Raw genomic sequence first — 16,573 nt, forward strand, 5'->3', positions numbered from 1 at the left:
AGTGCCCGGTTTGCGCGCCGTTCGTCTAACGCGCGCACGAACCAAACGCCGGTGGAGAAGAACCCAAAAGCAGGTCGCCCGCCGCTCACAGGAAGGCCCTTAGGAGACGTATGTGAGTTCCCACAGCCCAGCCACCTATGTGGAAAGCGCAAACACGTCCGCTTTTACGAAAGCGACGTGGCGCCTACTACCATTCCTCTTTGTCTGTTACCTCTTCGCCTATCTCGACCGTATCAATGTTGCTTTCGCGAAGCTGCAAATGCTCAGCGACCTTGGCTTCAGCGAGGCGGTCTACGGATTTGGTGCAAGCGTTTTTTTCGTCGGTTATCTGCTGTTCGAGGTTCCAAGCAATCTCGTGCTTTTGCGTGTCGGCCCCCGGCGCTGGATTGCACGAATCATGGTTACTTGGGGCCTCATCTCTTCCGCAATGATGTTCGTCAAAACGCCGACGATGTTTTACGTCATGCGATTTTTCCTGGGCGTCGCAGAAGCGGGCTTCTTCCCCGCGATTGTGCTCTACCTGACTTACTGGTTCCCAGCATCACGGCGCTCGAAAGTGACTGCACTTTTCCTCACCGGTATCCCAATGTCAGGCGTCGTTGGGGGCCCACTTTCCGGCTGGATCATGACGGCGTTCAACGGTGCGCACGGCTTTGCTGGCTGGCAATGGCTATTCCTCGTTGAGGGCGTTCCGACGGTGCTCTTGGGTCTCGCCGCATTTTTCTATCTCGACGATAAGGTGCGAGACGCATCGTGGCTGACGGAAGACCAGAAGGATTCGATCGAACAGAAGCTGAAAGAGGAGGCGCCGGCCAACGCTTTGCACTCCCTGAAGGACGGTCTGCTCAGCCCGAAAGTGCTACTGGTCAGCGCCATCTACTTCTTCTACACCATGGGCTTGTATGGCGTCAGCTTCTGGCTTCCTACTTTGATCAAGTCGAGCGGGGTGTCTGATCCGTTCCACGTAGGCTTGCTGACTGCGGTTCCTTATGCCGCTGGCGCGGGCGCCATGGTGTTCGTGAGTCACCACTCGGACCGTACCGGCGAACGCCGCTGGCATCTGATTATCCCGGGGCTCATCGGTGCATTCGGCCTCGCGATGAGCGTATGGTTCTCGGGCTCTACGCTGGCGGCGATGATTGCGTTGACGGTGGGCACAATGGGCGTGATGACCACCATCTCGCAGTTCTGGGTAATTCCTCCCGCCTTCCTCGGCGGCGCAGCTGCCGCAGCGGGTTTGGCGCTCGCAAACTCAGTCGGCAGTATTTCCGGCGTGGTCAGCCCGTCTCTGATTGGGGTCATCAAGCAGGCATCCGGCTCGGCAGGCGCTGGGGTACTCGCACTTGCAGTGAGCCTCGTCATCGGCGGGCTGCTTGTCTTCTTTGTTCCGGCCGCTCTCGTGAACAATCGTCGCCGATAGCATTCCCGTTTTAATGATGTCAAAAACCGACACGAATCAACACTCGTGTCGGCTTCTTTGTTGCCGTTATCTCCATGGTTAGGTTAGGCCCCCTTCCGAGCGAAGAAGGCTATCGTGCATCGAAAGAAATCATCGCGCGTGTCGATCAGGCAGGACCGGATGATTTGTTCATCGCAGTAATCGGCAGCGGCAGTTCGGCACTCATGTCATGCCTCAAATACCAGCCAGGCCATGACAGTTCACAACAAACTATTGCCGGAGGTTCCTGCATCTCGTCCATTCCGCGCATCGCTCTCATCTACCTAAGGCCATGAACACGATATCTCTAACGCACCGCTCGCAGCGCCCGTTTACACCGTTCCGAATTTCAACAGCCTGCTAAGTCCGGAGTGGGTCCGCAAGACATTCACGTGAATCCACGAAGACTCAAGAAAAAGCCGGCACCATGCCGGCTTCGTCGTCGAAGCGCAAGACAACGCACGCGCCCCTTCACCGCATGCACGCCGCGGCCAGCTTCCCGACCGCGATCACCGCCTGCTCGATCTCCGGCGACCACGGGCTGCTGTAGTTCAACCGGATGAAGTTCCGGTAGTTGTCGGTGATCGAGAACATGTAGCCAGGCCCGATCGTGATCCCCTGCTCCAGCGCGAGCTGGTACAACCGCATCGCATCGACCTGCGCGGGCAGCTCGACCCACAGCACGTACCCGCCCGCCGGGCTCGACATGCGCGTGCCTTCCGGAAAGAACCGCGACACCATCGCGCGCATCAGGTTCGCCTGCTGCGCATACGCCTTGCGCAAGCGCCGCAGGTGGTGCTCGTAGCCGTCGCGTTCGAGAAATTCCGCGATCGCGAGCTGCGGCAATGACGGCGTCGCTAGCGTATTCAGGAACTTCAGTTTCTCGACCTGATCGCGATAGCGGCCCGGCAGCGCCCAGCCGATCCGGTACGCGGCCGTCAGGCTCTTCGAGAACGACGAGCAATGCAGCACGATCCCGGTTCGGTCGTAGGATTTCAGCGAACTCGGATGCGTGTCGCCGAAATACAGTTCGTTGTACACGCCGTTCTCGATGATCGGCATCCCGGCCTTCGTTGCGAACTCAACCAGTTCGCGCTTGCGCTCGTCCGGCATCTGGAAGCCCAGCGGATTCTGGAAGTTCGGCATCACCATGCACGCGGCGATCGGCTGCGATTTCGCGATCGCGGCCAGCGCGGCGATGTCGATCCCGTATTCCGGATGCGTGGCCACTTCGATCGCCTTCATCCCCATCCGCTCGATCGCGTGCAGCATCGCGTAGAACGTCGGCGATTCCACCGCGATCGTGTCGCCCGGTTTCGCGACCGCCTGCAGGCACAGGTTGATCGCCTCGGTCGCGCCGACCGTCACGATGATCTCGTTCGGGTCCACCGACATCCCGTTTTCCAGATAGCGCCGTGCGATCTGCCGGATCAGCCGCGGATGGCCGGGCGGCAGCCCGTCGGTCACGCCCCACAGCGACTTGTCTCGACCGGCCGCGTATGCATAGCGGTTCAGCTTCTCGAACGGAAACAGGCTCGGGTCCGGATACGGCGAGCCGAGCGGCACTGCGTCGTCCGTGCCGATCGAACGCAGCGTCGACAGCACGAGCCGACTCACGTCGACCGACGACGAGATCGCGATCGGCTTCGACGGCCGCAGCTCGCGCACCGGTGCGTGGCCGTCGTCGCGCCGCAGGTTCACGAAATAGCCCGACTGCGGCCGGCTTTCGAGCAGCCCGCGGCTTTCCAGCAGCAGATACGCATGCAGCACGGTCGTGATGCTGATCCGGTGCTGCTGGCTCGCCTGCCGCACAGACGGAATCCGGTCGCCGTGCCGGTACACGCCCTGGCGGATCAGGCGCTCGATATCGTCCGCGAGTTTTTCATAGAGTTTCATCGTGCGTCTCCCGCCGGCATACGCAGCCGCCCCGCCCTGCCGTGTGCGTCCAATACGCACGTGCTGCACGTGTTTCGCCCGCCGCCCGGGCCGTCGTGATTCCTGATCTTTCCCTCCGGTTTTGCCTTTTCCATCGCACTGGCTCTCTCTTGAAGATGCGCCGACAGGGTTCCGGACCAGCTGGATCTGCGGCACTGTGCACTTGATGATCGAATCTTAAGAGAAGAACAGTTGGCGGCGAGTACACACATCGAACGCGCGAACAAGAGTACAGTTCGGCGCGAATCGCGCATGGCGGGAAAACTGTACGTCTTATGAAATGGCCGGACGGCCGGTTGGGTGACACGGCGCGGCCGAATCGGCCCGGAACGCCCGCCGCACGGGCCTCCGCGCGGCCGCCGCAATCGGGGTGCAATACTGTGCGCCCGCAGGTTTTTCAGGGTGAGAGCCACACGATGCAGTACACGGTCGAACACGTAGCCGGCCCCGGCGGCGCGATCCACGCCTCCCGGTCAGTACAGAACAGAAGGAAATCGAGCCAGAACGACACAGCCAACCAGGAGCGCGCACATGACTGATCGCGCCCTCGTTGCGCTGCTCATCGCCCGGCTGACCGACCCGGCCGACCACCCGCGCTTCACCGGGCCGCCAATCGACCTGTCGACGCTCGACGCACCCGCGCTCGGCACCGTGTGGCCGGCTTTCCGGCGCGTCGAGCACGAGATCCTGATGCGCGACCAGGCGTTCGACGATCCGCGCGCCGTATTCGCGGGCTGGCTGCGCCGGCAGATCGACGCGCTCGGCCTCGTGCCGCTCATCGACGCCGACGCGGCGCTCGAACTGTTCCGCGCCATTCCGGCCGGCGGATGGAAACGCGCGCTGGAGGATCTGCCCTGTCTCGACACGCTGCCGTCGCCCGCGCTGCAGGCCGAACTCGCGCGGATCGCCGGCGAGCCGGAGGAAGGCGGATTGCGCGCGGCATCCGTATATGGCGCGTATGCGCTCGACTGGTTCGCGGGCCGCCGCGACTTCTCGGCCCGGCACGATGCGTATGCGCAGGCGCTGGCGGACTCGCCGTTTCGCGTGCGCGAGCTCGACGTGCTGCCGGCACTCGGCCCGGCCGCGCTGCTCGCGCTCGCCGCGACGGACAGCGGCTATTTCGCGCCGAAGCGGCTGTGGATCGACTTCAGCGATCCGGCCGTCACGCTCGCGGAAGACGCCGCGTATGTCGCCTTCGCGCGCGAGGCGCTGACCGAGGCCGCGCGGCAGGTCGCGGCGCTGCATGCCGGCGCCGCGCCCTATGCCGCCGATCGCGCGTTCACGACCGACGACGCGCAAGTCATCTCGCGCGCCGCGCGCGTGGCCGCCTATCGCGACGAAACGTGGCTGCGTCCGCTGATCGGGCCGCTGCTGACCGGCGTGTGCGTCGCGCCGACGGCCGCGAAAACCGCGCCGTCGCAGTCGCTCGCCATCGCGCTCGGCCATGCGGTCGAGACGATCCCGACGCCCGAGAGCGTGCGCGCGCTGCGCGACGCGCTGGCCGTCGTCCGTCACGCGGGCGTGCAGAAGAAACTCGCGCGCAACCTGAAGCCGGCCGAACGCGCGCTCGGCGAGCGGCCGCACACCGCGCTGCGGATGACGCTCGACGCGAAGCCCGACAAGAAGCAGCTCGCGATGCTCGCCGCGTGCATGGAGGCCGGCTTCTGGCAGCCGATGACGCTCGGCCACGCCGAATGGCGTGAGCGGCTCGTCGATGCGCCGGCCGGCGCCGCGTTCTCGGCGCGGATGATCTGGCAAGCACACGGCAGCGACGGCGCGACGCAATCGTTCATGCCCGACATCGCGAAAGGCAAGATCGTGCTGCGCGATGCGGCCGGCCACGCGTGCGAGATCGCCGACGACTGCGCTATCCGGCTATGGCACCCGCTGCTGGCCGACGCGGACGAAAGGCTCGCGTGGCAGCGCGCGATCGTCGGCCGTGCGCTGCGGCAACCGGTCAGGCAGGCGTTCCGCGAGTACTACGTGCCGAGCGACGACGACGCGTCGGCCAGCGATTCCGCGATGTTCGAAGGTCACGTGCTGTCGAGCCGGCCGCTGCTCGGCGTCGCGCGCCGCGAAGGCTGGTCGATCCGCGCTTACGACGACGCGCTCGTCCGCGAATTCGGCGACGTGCGCGCGACCTTCTTCGTCGATGCGCGGCTTTATCCCGGTTCGGAAAACCACGGCACGTCGCGCCGGCTGGTCGTCGAACGCCGGCACGGCGAGCGCTGGGCGCCGCTGCCGATCGGCGAAATCGATCGCGTGGTGTTCTCCGAAGTGGCACGGGCGGTCGACCTGCTCGTCAGCGTGGCCGCGTTCGCGCTCGACGACGACGCGACCCGCGCGGCGACCGCTGCGCTTGCGGCGGACCCGGTCCGCCTGCGCGACCTCGAATCCGAACGCTGGCAGCGCCTGAACCGGTTGTCGGATCTGCCGCTCGGCGTGATGGCGCGGCATCGCAAACACGTGCTGTCGCTCGTATTCGCCGAACCGGTTGCGCAAGGGAAGATCACGCTCGACGAGCGCCACGTGCGCGTCGGCGCGTGGTCGGTGCATTGCGCGACCGGCCGCGTGACGCGCGACGGCGAGCCGGTCGAACCCGCGACCGCGCCGCCGCCGTCGCCGCTGCGCGCGGTACCGTGGCTGCCGTACGACGAAGCGCTGCTGCAGCGGATCGTCGACGTCGTCGCGGGGTTGCTCGACTGAGCCGCGAGCCGGCAGGCGTCACCTACCGCGCCGCCTGCTGCCGCTGCACCTCCTGCGCTTTCATCTGCATATACGCGCCCCGCTCGATTTCATGCAGTTGCTGCGGATACTGCTCGGTCGCGTCGAACCAGCGCGCGAGGCGCTGGTCGAGCGGCTTGTCGAGCGTCGCGAGATACGTGTCGATCGCGAGGTAGTAGCGCATCGTGTTGCGCTCCAGCAGCCCGCGCACGCCGCCGATGTACTGCGGCTGCGCGGCCGAAGCGGCGCCGACGGTCGTAAACCCGACCTTGTCGCTGCCGACCGTCGCAAGATAGGTCTTCATCGCCATCCGGCCGACCGTACCGAAACCATACGAATACGTGAGATGCAGGAACGTGCGCGACGCGCCGACCGGCACGGCCTCGAGCGCGATCCGGTAATCCCGGGTGCCCATCGGGCCGCTGTCGGCGGTCAGGTCGACCTGGAAATAGTCGGGCGTCGCGGCCGCGACGCGATAGCGGAACTGCACGCGATAGGTGTCCGACAGCTTTTGCTGGATCTTGCGGCCGAGGTTCACGTCGAGCACCGGGCCGTTGTCGCCGCTCGACGCGTGACAGTACTTCGTGTTCAGGTGCAGGATCAGCACCGCGCACCAGTTCGCGGGGCCTTGCGCAGGATCGTTGAGCTGGCCGTTCACCACCGCGAACGGATAATCGACGACCGCATAGATGTCGCCCTTCAGCGACGACGACGCTTCAGACGATTCGAGCACCACCGGCCGGTGAAACGCGTTGTCCTTCAGTTGCGCGCCGAGGCTGCGGTAGCGGTCGAGCAGCGCGGCCGCGCCGTTCGCGCCCTCCGCGCCGAACGACAGCGCGCTCCAGCCCACACACAGGGTCACGACGAGCGCGTGCCAGGCGCGGCGCGCCAGCCGCGTGCCGCGCGAAGCTCCGGATGTCTCCATGTTGTTACTCCCTGGCGCACGATGGTCGCGCGCATGTGTCACAGAATACGCCTGCCCGCTGCGCGGCGTGGCAGGCGGCGCGATCGCTAACGGCTGCGCTTCACCGGCAGCGGCAGTTGCGCGGCGGTGATCCGGATCAGCGCGGACAGCCATTCGCGATCGTCCCAGCGATCGCCGGCGATGACGAGATGCGGCTTCGCGCTCGGATACGGCGGGGCTTCGTCACACGCGCCGAGATACGCGCGGCCTTCGGGCGTCGGCTTGACGAACAGCCGGTCGTCGCAGACGAGCGCGACCATCCTGCCGTCGCAATAGATGCCGTATTCGCCGAACATCTTGCGCGCCGATACCGTACCGGCCGCCGCGATCTGCTCGACGATGAAATCGACCGTGCTCTGGCTCGATGCCATACGAATCTCCAGGACCGAAACATCGTCTGACCTGCGTCGATGCCGCGCCGTTCAACTCATTTGTCGATACCGAACGCACTCGACATCTGCCGCGCCCGCTTCACGTCGTCGCCATGCAGATAGATCGACGTCGTCGAGATCGACGCATGCCGCAGGTTGTCGCGCACCGTCGTCAGCTCCGCGCCGCGCGCCAGCGCGTGGGTCGCATGCGTATGCCGCATCCAGTGCGGGCTCGCCTGGCGCAGCTTGTGCGCGAGCGCCGGATGGTCGGCTTCGACAGCATCGGCCGTCTGCGCGAAGAAACGCTGCATCACCTTCCACAGCCGCACGCTCGTGATCGCGGCCGCGTCGTCTTCGGCGAGGCTCGGAATCAGCGGCGTATCGGGCCGCCAGCGCGCCGGCGTGACCGGCAGCCGGCGCGCGGCCAGATAGCGATCGAGCGCCGTGCGCGCGAGCGGCGGCAGCGCGACGCGGGCGGCCTTGCTGCCCTTGCCGATCACCTTCAGCCACGCGTCGCCGTGCGCGTCCGTCTCGATGTCGCCGAGCGTCGCGCCGACCAGTTCGCTCGCGCGCAGCCCGGTCGCATAGCCGAAATCGAGAATGAAGCGCAGCCGTTGCGCGGCGGCCGGCGTCCAGCCCGACTGCGGCGCACCCTTGATCGAGCGCTTCTGGAATTCGAGCCCGTCGGCGATCGTGCGGACCAGCAGCCACTCGCCTTCGGTGAACGCATGCGACGTATCGAGTGCGGTCGCGCCGCGCGTGTCGCGCACCTTCACACCGGCGAACGGATTCGCGAGCAGGTAGCGCTGCTCGATCAGCCAGCGGAACAGCGCACCGAGCACCGACAGCGTATACGCCGCCGACCGCGCGGACAGCGCCCCCGAGAACGGCCGCCAGTCGGGCGCACCGCGCGGCCGCACGGGCCCGACCCAGCGTTCGTGCGGCGTCGGGCGCCGGATGAATGCGCGATACGCGAGCGCGTCCTCGGTCGTCAGCGACGACAGCGCGCGGCCGCGCTCGACGATCGCCCACAGGATCAGCCGCTCGGCCTCCTTCCGGTACGCGCGCCGCGTCGCGGCCGATTCGTGCAGCGACAGCCACGCGTGCACGGCCGCGTAATCGTTGTCCGCGTCGAGCGTGCTGGTCGCGCGCGGCGCGCGGAACGTGCCGGCCGAGCCGTCGACTTCGTGCGGCAGCTTCAATTGCTCCCACGGCACGATGCTGCCGCGTGGCGTCGCGGCGATCAGCGCACGCGCCCGTTCGGTCAGGTCCGGATGCGCGGCGAAGAACGCCTCGATGCGCCGCGCGCTGGCCATGCCAAGTCCCTCGATCGCGCGCCACCACTGGCGCCGGCGCGGAATCCGCACGGTCAGGTCGGCAAGCGTCGCGATTCCGTGCGCACGCAGTGCCACGACCGCGCGCGCCGGCAGCCACAGGCCGACGTCGTCGCTGATCTGCGGGACCGGCGCGCGCGCATGGCGCAGCTGGCCGATCGCGTCGGTTGCGGCCTTCGCCTCCCGTAAACGCTCACCGTCGGAATGACCGAGCCGTTCCGCGAGATCGGGGCGGCCGACCTGCCGCGCGACGCGCACGAGGCGCCGGCGAATCGCGCCGATCACGCCGCGCGCCGACCGCCCGTCGCCGAGCCGGTCGGGCAGGTAGCGCTCGACGGCCTGGCGCACGGTCATGCCCGCGTACCACGCGCGCAGTGCGGCCAGTTCGTCGGCGTCGGGAAAACCTGCGGGCGCAGGCGCGGAATCGGGGGAAAGCGGTGCAGTGAGGCGCGGTTTCATGGGCGCCAGTTTGACAGAAGCGCGCGTGGCCGGATACGTCGCGCGCCTCCTCCCGAATCCTCCGGGCATCGCGCACGCACATCGAGTCGGTCGAAAGGATGTCGGCCCGTGACGACACCCAGGTTGTCCGCGAAATCGTCTGCAACGTACTTGAAGGTCGACGCCATCCCGAGCACAAACACCGCGCCGAGCACGAAGGTCAGCGCGCGCCGCGCCCGCCCGCTACAACGAAACCGGACAGCGAAAGCGCGCACCGCGCGGCCTGTTATGCTGCGCACTGCATTCCTGACTCGCCCGCCCGCGCCGTCCACGCAGCACGCCGGCGCATGCGGGGTTCGCATTGATCTGCACGGGATGATCCGACGTATCCGATCGGGATTCGCAAACCGGCGCCTGTCGTTTATTAAAAGCCGTGCGATTCGTTCCGTGTATTTCCGGCCGTCGAACAATAAAAACCTCTACCGATAAGAACTGCAAATTCATGACATCCCGACTTCTCGCCACGCTCGTTGCCGCGGCCTTGAGCTGCATTACCCTGCCCGCCGCCCACGCACGCACCTACGTCGCGCCGACGGCTTCGTTCGGCAAAGGGGCTTACGTTCATCAATTCGTGCTGCGCGACCCGGCCACGCAACAGCCGCTGCCGAACGCGCGCTATCGGCTGTTCCTGCCCGGCCAGGTAATCGCGGGGCTGCCCGTCAAGCCGGATCAGCACGACAGCGTGATTTTCGGCACGACGGACGCGGCCGGCCGCACGGCCAGGATCCGCCTGCCGAAATTGCATCCTCAGAAGCAATGGGTGTTCAACGCGATCGTCGGCGACGGCGACCTGGGCGAATCGTTCCGGCTGGTCGACCCGGGCGGCACGGCGACGCTCGGCCACGTCCCGTACGTGCTGGACGTGAATAACGAATATCTGGCGTGCGGCTATTCGGATGCGAACGGCTACACCCACTACGCGCAGTCGCGCACGCCGAGGAACGTCGATCTCTACGTCGGCACGCTGGCCGGCTCTGCCGATACCGACTGGTGCGCGGGCCCGGGCCTGACCATCGCGAACAGCACGAACGTCCCCGGCGCACCGGACCTGTATACGCAGTACCTCGGCACGCTGGTCGCCAACGGTGACCGGATCAGCAGCGAATTGCGGCGGCAGATCGTCGCCAAGCTGCTGTCGCTCGCGATCGCCGAACGCGACGCGAGCCGCGTGGCCGCCGTGCTCGATCTCGACAGGATTCCCGACGATCGCCTGAACGATATCGGCTATCGGCTCGCCGATGCGGGCGTCGAGGTCGACCGTGGGCTCGCGATGATCGACGCGCATCTCGCGCAATCGCCGGACGATCCGTATGCGCTCGACAGCAAGGGCTGGGCGCTGTATCGCCTCGGCCGCAACGACGAAGCACTCGCGTGGTTCGACCGCTCGATCGCGATCTTCGCGAAGAAAGACGGCGACGGCGACGCACGCGAAGCCCGTGCGACCGGGTTGGCGCACAAGGGCGAAGTGCTGTGGAAGCTGGGACGCCAGGATGAAGCGCGCGATGCGTTCGCGCAGGCAGGGAAGCTTCAGCCGCAGAACGCCGAGCTGGCGGAAACGTTGAAGCGACTGATGATTCAGATCGGGCAGGACGGCACGAAGACGCCGACGACGACCAGCGACTAGGCGAACTCGCGGCGGGGCAACGGCTGTCGCCGGTCGTCGCGAAATCGTGGCCGGACGTGCGCCGCCGCCTCGCCCATGGGTCACTCCTCGCCTTTCGGCCCCGGGTTCAGCATCACGACGAAGCCGGCCACGCCGACGATCAACGCGAGGGCGCCGCCGCGCAGCGCCGTCGCCGCGTCGAACAGCAGGCCCGTCACGACGGCCATCATCCCGGCGAGCGACACGAACACGGCGATCGCCGCGACGACGATGCGGTACTGGCGGCGTATCATCGCGCGCGCCGCCGCATCATGCCGCGGCCGCGGCGACCGGCGCGTCCGCGTCGTCGCCGCGAATCAGCAGCACCGGGCACTTCGCGCCGCGCACGAAACGCTCGGCGACGCTGCCGAGCAGCACGCGCCGGATGCCGCGCCGCCCGTGCGTACCGACCACCGCGAGATCGATCCCGCGTTCCTTCACGTAGCGTTGCAGGCGTTCCGCGATGTCTTCGCCGATGCTCTCGGTCTCGACCAGTTCGGCTTCGCCCTTCGCGCCGGCCAGCGCGATGATCTGTTCGGCTTCGCGCAGCACCTTGCGCCCGTCGTCGCGGATTTCCTCGACGAGCGCGTGCGGATCGAGCCGGCCGGCATACGTGAACAGCACCGACTTGTCGACCACATACACGACGCTGACGTGCGTGTCGCCCGCCAGCGCCACCTTCACGGCCTCGGCCAGCGCCTGTCTCGACGACGCGCTGCCGTCGACGGCCACCATGATCTTCTCGTACATGCGAACCTCGCTGGGGTGAGTTGCCGCGCGCACTGTCGCGCACGGCCATGTCTCCATCATCGGCCGACGGCGGGTTTGAATATTGACGGCGGTCAAGCCTGGCGGCGACCGCACATGCGGCAAAACGGCGCGACGGGAAGGGGAAAGCTTGCGTCGTCGGCAAGGCCGCGAACCGGGCCGGCAATGCGTGCGCCGATGCGCTTTCGAGCGGCCATCGCGCCGAAGGCGCTATCATCGACTATGCGACTTTCGTCCGGCCCTTTTTTGCCGGTCCCACTTTCAACTCGCTCAACCGACATGACAACGACTACCGAACGCGTGGACGGCGCCGCCCAGCATCTCGTCGCCGCCCGCCATGCCGGCTCGCCCGGCCCGCTGTTGCCCGATGCACTGCGCCCCGACGACATCGACACCGCGCTCGCGATCCAGCAGCGCGTGGCCGACCTGCTCGGCGAACCCGTCGGCGGATGGAAATGCGCGCTGCCGCCGCCCGATCGCGTGATCCTCGCGCCGATCTTCGCGTCGACGATCCGCGAAGCCGATGCGCCGTACCGCGTCGTCGGCGGCCCGATCGTGCGGATCGAACCGGAAATCGCATTCGTGCTCGATCGCGACCTGCCCGCGCGCGAGCAGCCGTATGACGAAGGCGACTTGCGCGCGGCGATCCGCGAAGTACGCCTCGTGCTCGAGATACTTGGCTGCCGCTATGCGGAGCCGGCGCGCGCGTCGAAGTTCGAGCTGCTGGCCGACGGGCAATTCAACCAGGGGCTGTGCGTCGGCCCGGTCGTGCCCGACGGATTGAACCTGCCGCTCGCGACGCTGGCGCTGTCGTTCGAAGGCGCGCTGAACCGCACGATCGACGGCCGCCATCCGGACGGCGATCCGCTGAAGCCGCTGGTGTGGCTCGTCAATTTCCTCGCGTCGCGCGGCGATGCGGTGCGCGCCGGCCAGATCGTGACGACCGGCTCGTATGCGGGCGCGATCGACGTGCCGCTCGGCGATGTGCTGACGGTGCGCTTCGGCGAGCTTGGCAGCCTGTCGGTGACGTTGACCGCGTGACGGGTCAGGTCACACTTTCACGCCCGAACCCGCCATGTCGCTGACACCGCTGCCCGCCCTGCTCGACGCCACCCTGCGCACGGTCGCGCGCCGTTACCGGCTGCCGCCGCTCGACCGCGCGTCGTCGCTGACCGCCGCGACGAACCCGGCCACCGCGCTGGCGATCGTGATCGAGGAAGCGCGCCGGATGCGGGCGGACGGCCACGCTCCCGGCGCCGACTTGCGGCAGCGCTTCATCGATGCGCTCGCACGGATGATCCGCGACGCGATGAATCCGTCATCCGGCGATCCGTCGTTCCAGGCCTCGGTGCTGCGTCACGATGCGCCGAACGTGCGCGAATACGCGTCGCTGTCCGCGCACGCCGAGCAGGACCGGCGCGCGCTCCACTCGGCCGTCAATGCGATCGCGCACCCGGCCAAGCTCGAGCGCAGCGCACAGGCCTGGCAACGCGACGGCCTCGCGCGCCTGCATGCGGCCGCGACCGCGACGTCCTGGGCCGAGCTACATGCCGCGCTCGCGCAACTGCTCGCGCTGCCCGAGATGGCGATCGACGAAGCGTTCGAGCAGGACATCGTCAAGCTCAAGGACAGCCCCGCGCTCGAACGCATGCTGCGGCTCGATGCACTGGCCGCGGACGAGGACGTCCGTCGCTACCGCGCGCTGTGGGTCCGCCAGGGCCCGCTCGTCGGCAGCACGGTCGCCGTCGCGCAGGGCGCCGCGTCCCAGCAGCGCGGCGCGGCCGTCGAGGCGCTGGCGGCGCAGGCGCTCGACGCACTGGCGCGCAGGCTCGACGCGGTGGACGAGCAACGCACCTACCGCGTGGTCACGTCGATGCGCGTGCCTTCGTCGATCCCGGGCCGGCACGACCGCGCGAAAACCGAATGGGACGCGATCCTGCTCGAGCGCGCGCGCGGCAGCGACCCGGCGCCCGCGTGGAACGTGCGCTTTCTCGTCGAAGCGAAGGCCTCCGCGGATGCCGCGACGACCGATCTGCCGCGCCTGCTGCGCGGCCTGAACCTGCTCGCGCAGGCGGCGCCCGACACGGTCTATGCATTCGAGACGCACCAGGGCACGGTGCGCGTGCAGGGCGCCTCGCTGCACGCATTGACGACCGACGAAGCGGCGCTGCCACGCGAAGTGCTGTATTGCTGCGACGCGTCCGCGGACGCGACGCCGCGCCTGCTGGGCGCCGCGAGCCGGATGCAGTTGCTGTCCGCGCAAGCGAGCCTCGAATACGCGAGTGCGCTCGCGCAGCGGTCGGATGCCGATCCGGACGGTCTCGGCGTCATCTGGCACGCGCTGCTGACCCTGCCGCAATGGCAGGCCGTGCTGCATCAGTACCCGTCGTTGCGGCAGGTCCGCGAACTGATGGTGGCCATCGACGACTTGCGCGCCGCGCTCGACGAGATGGACGACGGAGGCATCGCCAGCAGCGTGTGCGCGTGATGCGCGATCGCGACCGGCGCGCGACGCCCACGTGCTGCCCACTCAGTTGGTGAGCACCCCGAACGGCAGCGTCCATCCCGCCAGCCCGCCGCCGTCGCCCCAACGCGCATCGGTTGCACCGCACGGCAGCAGGATCGGCGCGGCCGCGCACTCGAGTGTCTCCTTCGGCGTGTGGCCGAATTCCGCCTTGAACAGCCGGTGAAAATACTTCTCGTCGGGAAAGCCGTGCGCCCACGCGATTTCCGCGATGCGCTGATGCCGGCGCTGTGGATCGCCGAGCACGTGATACGCGTGACGCAAGCGCCGCCGCGTGATCTGCCGCATCACGCCGCCCTCTTCCTTGAACAACTGATAGAGCCGCGCCCGCGACACGCCGATGTCGCGGCAGATCCGGTCGGGCGTGAGGTCCGGCTCCAGCAGATGCGCGTCGATGTAGCGACGCACGCGATCGACCAGCGCATGGTCGATCGGGCCGCGCGCGTCGTTCAACGCCTGCGCGGTCGGCGACACCGCCGCGGCCAGCAGCAACAGCATCGATTGAACGATGCTCGGCACGTCCTGCATGCGCAGGTTCGGCAGGTTCCGGAACAGCGACAGCATCTGGTCGGCGACCAGCCGGCCCACGCCGCTCGTCAGCGTCTGGCCGTGCGCCTGGGCCGCATGGCCCGGCAGCAGGTATCGGGGCACGACGAGGCTGATCACGTCGCCGGCCTCGACCTTGCAGTCGTTGATCTGCGCGACGTCGTAGACGAACAGGTCGCCGGCGCCCTTGATCAACGCGGGCCCGCCGGTATGGCTCGCGAGCCGGCCGCCGAGCAGCAGCGTGAAGCGGATCGAATCCTGCCCGTCGAGCCGGATCCGCCGCGGCGTACGGTGAACCGTATAGGTCGGCGCGCGCGAGCGCCAGTGCCGGCCCGACAAGATCAGCGGGCCGAGCGCCGCGCCGCTGGCTTCCGCGTCGCACGCGCCGTGGCTCCCGTCGTCGAGCCGGTAGTCGCACAGCATGTCCTTGACCCAGACGTGGAACCGGTCCGGCTCGGGGTAGTCGATCGTGCGGAACGTGAAAACAGGGACAAATGCAGCTTGATCCATGACAGTTTTTTATCGAACCGGCGGGACAGGAAAGAATCGGTTCGTCGATTATCGGATCAAATTGCGCCGGCGCAAGGCCCACGCGGTGCATCGTCCCCCGAAGCGGTCGACCGACGCCCGGCGGCGGGCGTCGTCGTCATCGCGGCCATCAGCGTTGCGGATGGCATTCCCAGTTGTTGTACGTCGGCCGATCGATCGGCGTGAGCCCCGGAATCTTGACGTCCCCCTCCGCCTAAAGGCGGAGGATTCCCACACCTGGCGATGCACGTCCGCATCGGAGAATGTTCAGCGCAGCGTTGATATCGCGATCATGCACGACACCACATCCACTGCAGGCCCATTCTCTTACTCGCAGTCCCGCAATACCTTTCGGCCGCGTCGTGCTGTCTTTCGACCCGCACGCCGAACAGGACTGGGTCGAACCGCTTTCGTCCACTTCCTCGAACGTGGCCCCGTGCGCGATCGCTTTGTAGCGGAGCTTGTTTCGGAAGGACGACCAGGATGCGTCGTAGACGCTCTTCGCCATCCTGGTTCTGGCGAGCTTCGCGGCCGACACGTTGCCGACCGCGATGTAATCGAAACGCCGCACCAGATCGAGCGCGAGCTTATGCTGGAAATCGGCACGGGCATTGGCGATCTTTGCGTGCAGCTTCGCGATATGTCGCTTGTGCTTTCGTGCTCGCTGCGCTTTCGCGAGCTTTTCCGCCGCGCGTCGACCGAACTGGTCATTGGGCAGCTTCTCGCCGGTCGAAAGTGTGGCGAAGTCTTTCAGGCCGAGATCGATGCCAACACCGGAACGGATAGGTCGGGCCGGAACATCCGGCATCTCGATCACGATGTTGAGAAACCAGTTGCCGCGCGCATCCTGCGCAAAGTTGGTCCCGTCTTTGATCTTGCCTTCGGGAAGCGGCCGGCTGTTGAACACGCGAAACGTGTTGCCGGCGAAACGGAACGCGTCGCCCTCGCGCTTCAGGTCACGCCCCTTCAGCGGCACCCAGCCCAGCGATTTCCTGCCGCGATAGCGCAGGTAGGGCCGACGGTGCTGACTGCGCGACTTCGCATATTGCTCGCACGTTGCGTTGACCGTGCCGGAGTGAATACCGAGTTCCTTGCTGCTGCCGGTCGTCAGCACGTTCAGGTCGAATCCTGTAGGCCACTTCTTGCCCCACTTGAGCGCGTGCTTCTGCGTGTCGTTGCAGAAGTTCCAGACGTAGTTCACCGCACGGCTCTGCTTGTTAAGCAGTCCGTTGAGCGATTTCACCCGGTAGCGGTAGACAAGAATCATGCAGGTGATCCTAACCCGTGGAAGAAGCAGCCTG

The 16,573-nt window shown here is 67.0% G+C and carries 14 protein-coding genes; 6 read left to right on the top strand and 8 right to left on the bottom strand.

The genetic code is table 11. From position 1 onward, the window contains the following. Window positions 1-112 precede the first annotated feature (112 nt). Both HWX03_RS33110 and HWX03_RS37120 read left to right on the top strand, forming a co-directional pair. Entirely contained in the window at window positions 113-1,420 is a 1,308-nt protein-coding gene (locus tag HWX03_RS33110; protein ID WP_175874165.1) for an MFS transporter, read from the top strand. A 74-nt stretch (window positions 1,421-1,494) separates the two neighbouring features. After that, window positions 1,495-1,734: a DUF4147 domain-containing protein gene (locus HWX03_RS37120; RefSeq protein ID WP_244107298.1), complete on the top strand. Its 240-nt coding sequence runs from the start codon at window positions 1,495-1,497 to the stop codon at window positions 1,732-1,734. Between the two features lie 175 nt (window positions 1,735-1,909). On the opposite strand, the gene HWX03_RS33120 is transcribed toward HWX03_RS37120, so the two are convergent. After that, complete coding sequence (locus HWX03_RS33120) at window positions 1,910-3,334, bottom strand: PLP-dependent aminotransferase family protein (protein WP_174434541.1); 1,425 nt, start codon at window positions 3,332-3,334, stop codon at window positions 1,910-1,912. Window positions 3,335-3,904: 570 nt separating this feature from the next. Here HWX03_RS33120 and HWX03_RS33125 point away from each other — a divergent pair. Next, window positions 3,905-6,079 (top strand): DUF4132 domain-containing protein, encoded by a 2,175-nt coding sequence (locus HWX03_RS33125; RefSeq protein WP_175874166.1) that lies wholly within the window; start codon window positions 3,905-3,907, stop codon window positions 6,077-6,079. 22 nt (window positions 6,080-6,101) lie between these two features. Here the strand turns inward: HWX03_RS33125 and HWX03_RS33130 are convergent, their stop codons facing one another. From HWX03_RS33130 to HWX03_RS33140, 3 genes are all read right to left on the bottom strand, one after another. Next, window positions 6,102-7,022 carry a hypothetical protein gene (locus HWX03_RS33130; RefSeq protein WP_175874167.1) on the bottom strand — a complete coding sequence of 307 codons (921 nt, stop codon included), beginning with the start codon at window positions 7,020-7,022 and terminating at the stop codon, window positions 6,102-6,104. A gap of 86 nt (window positions 7,023-7,108) precedes the next feature. Further along, window positions 7,109-7,432: a TfoX/Sxy family protein gene (locus tag HWX03_RS33135; RefSeq protein WP_174434104.1), complete on the bottom strand. Its 324-nt coding sequence runs from the start codon at window positions 7,430-7,432 to the stop codon at window positions 7,109-7,111. A gap of 56 nt (window positions 7,433-7,488) precedes the next feature. Beyond that, on the bottom strand, window positions 7,489-9,225 hold the full coding sequence (locus tag HWX03_RS33140) for a site-specific integrase (RefSeq protein WP_175874168.1): 1,737 nt from the start codon (window positions 9,223-9,225) through the stop codon (window positions 7,489-7,491). Window positions 9,226-9,706: 481 nt separating this feature from the next. On the opposite strand from HWX03_RS33140, the gene HWX03_RS33145 reads away from it, so the two are divergent. Continuing rightward, complete coding sequence (locus HWX03_RS33145; protein ID WP_175874169.1) at window positions 9,707-10,888, top strand: tetratricopeptide repeat protein; 1,182 nt, start codon at window positions 9,707-9,709, stop codon at window positions 10,886-10,888. An 80-nt stretch (window positions 10,889-10,968) separates the two neighbouring features. Here the strand turns inward: HWX03_RS33145 and HWX03_RS33150 are convergent, their stop codons facing one another. Next, the gene (locus HWX03_RS33150; RefSeq protein ID WP_027786097.1) at window positions 10,969-11,160 is read right to left on the bottom strand and encodes a DUF2964 family protein; all 192 of its coding nucleotides are present in this window, start codon (window positions 11,158-11,160) and stop codon (window positions 10,969-10,971) included. A 16-nt stretch (window positions 11,161-11,176) separates the two neighbouring features. Then, window positions 11,177-11,656 carry a universal stress protein gene (locus tag HWX03_RS33155; RefSeq protein WP_175874170.1) on the bottom strand — a complete coding sequence of 160 codons (480 nt, stop codon included), beginning with the start codon at window positions 11,654-11,656 and terminating at the stop codon, window positions 11,177-11,179. Between the two features lie 297 nt (window positions 11,657-11,953). On the opposite strand from HWX03_RS33155, the gene HWX03_RS33160 reads away from it, so the two are divergent. Together HWX03_RS33160 and HWX03_RS33165 are read left to right on the top strand one after the other, a co-directional pair. Further along, window positions 11,954-12,715 (top strand): fumarylacetoacetate hydrolase family protein, encoded by a 762-nt coding sequence (locus HWX03_RS33160; protein ID WP_175874171.1) that lies wholly within the window; start codon window positions 11,954-11,956, stop codon window positions 12,713-12,715. Window positions 12,716-12,749: 34 nt separating this feature from the next. Beyond that, entirely contained in the window at window positions 12,750-14,162 is a 1,413-nt protein-coding gene (locus HWX03_RS33165; protein ID WP_175874172.1) for a 3-deoxy-D-arabino-heptulosonate 7-phosphate synthase, read from the top strand. Window positions 14,163-14,204: 42 nt separating this feature from the next. Here HWX03_RS33165 and HWX03_RS33170 read toward each other — a convergent pair whose 3' ends face one another. Both HWX03_RS33170 and HWX03_RS33175 read right to left on the bottom strand, forming a co-directional pair. Continuing rightward, window positions 14,205-15,254 (bottom strand): AraC family transcriptional regulator, encoded by a 1,050-nt coding sequence (locus tag HWX03_RS33170; protein ID WP_175874173.1) that lies wholly within the window; start codon window positions 15,252-15,254, stop codon window positions 14,205-14,207. Window positions 15,255-15,486: 232 nt separating this feature from the next. Beyond that, window positions 15,487-16,539: an RNA-guided endonuclease TnpB family protein gene (locus tag HWX03_RS33175; protein WP_175874174.1), complete on the bottom strand. Its 1,053-nt coding sequence runs from the start codon at window positions 16,537-16,539 to the stop codon at window positions 15,487-15,489. Window positions 16,540-16,573: the final 34 nt, after the last annotated feature.

The sequence above is a fragment of the Burkholderia sp. BCC0397 genome (genome assembly GCF_902832865.1).
Lineage (GTDB): Bacteria > Pseudomonadota > Gammaproteobacteria > Burkholderiales > Burkholderiaceae > Burkholderia.

Excerpts from the sequence above, each read along its gene's own strand:
- HWX03_RS33145 (WP_175874169.1), top strand. The coding sequence starts at position 9,707 with ATGACATCCCGACTTCTCGCCACGCTCGTTGCCGCGGCCTTGAGCTGC.
- HWX03_RS33120 (WP_174434541.1), bottom strand. The coding sequence starts at position 3,334 with ATGAAACTCTATGAAAAACTCGCGGACGATATCGAGCGCCTGATCCGC.
- HWX03_RS33155 (WP_175874170.1), bottom strand. The coding sequence starts at position 11,656 with ATGTACGAGAAGATCATGGTGGCCGTCGACGGCAGCGCGTCGTCGAGA.
- HWX03_RS37120 (WP_244107298.1), top strand. The coding sequence starts at position 1,495 with ATGGTTAGGTTAGGCCCCCTTCCGAGCGAAGAAGGCTATCGTGCATCG.
- HWX03_RS33175 (WP_175874174.1), bottom strand. The coding sequence starts at position 16,539 with ATGATTCTTGTCTACCGCTACCGGGTGAAATCGCTCAACGGACTGCTT.
- HWX03_RS33165 (WP_175874172.1), top strand. The coding sequence starts at position 12,750 with ATGTCGCTGACACCGCTGCCCGCCCTGCTCGACGCCACCCTGCGCACG.
- HWX03_RS33125 (WP_175874166.1), top strand. The coding sequence starts at position 3,905 with ATGACTGATCGCGCCCTCGTTGCGCTGCTCATCGCCCGGCTGACCGAC.
- HWX03_RS33130 (WP_175874167.1), bottom strand. The coding sequence starts at position 7,022 with ATGGAGACATCCGGAGCTTCGCGCGGCACGCGGCTGGCGCGCCGCGCC.
- HWX03_RS33140 (WP_175874168.1), bottom strand. The coding sequence starts at position 9,225 with ATGAAACCGCGCCTCACTGCACCGCTTTCCCCCGATTCCGCGCCTGCG.
- HWX03_RS33160 (WP_175874171.1), top strand. The coding sequence starts at position 11,954 with ATGACAACGACTACCGAACGCGTGGACGGCGCCGCCCAGCATCTCGTC.
- HWX03_RS33150 (WP_027786097.1), bottom strand. The coding sequence starts at position 11,160 with ATGATACGCCGCCAGTACCGCATCGTCGTCGCGGCGATCGCCGTGTTC.
- HWX03_RS33170 (WP_175874173.1), bottom strand. The coding sequence starts at position 15,254 with ATGGATCAAGCTGCATTTGTCCCTGTTTTCACGTTCCGCACGATCGAC.
- HWX03_RS33135 (WP_174434104.1), bottom strand. The coding sequence starts at position 7,432 with ATGGCATCGAGCCAGAGCACGGTCGATTTCATCGTCGAGCAGATCGCG.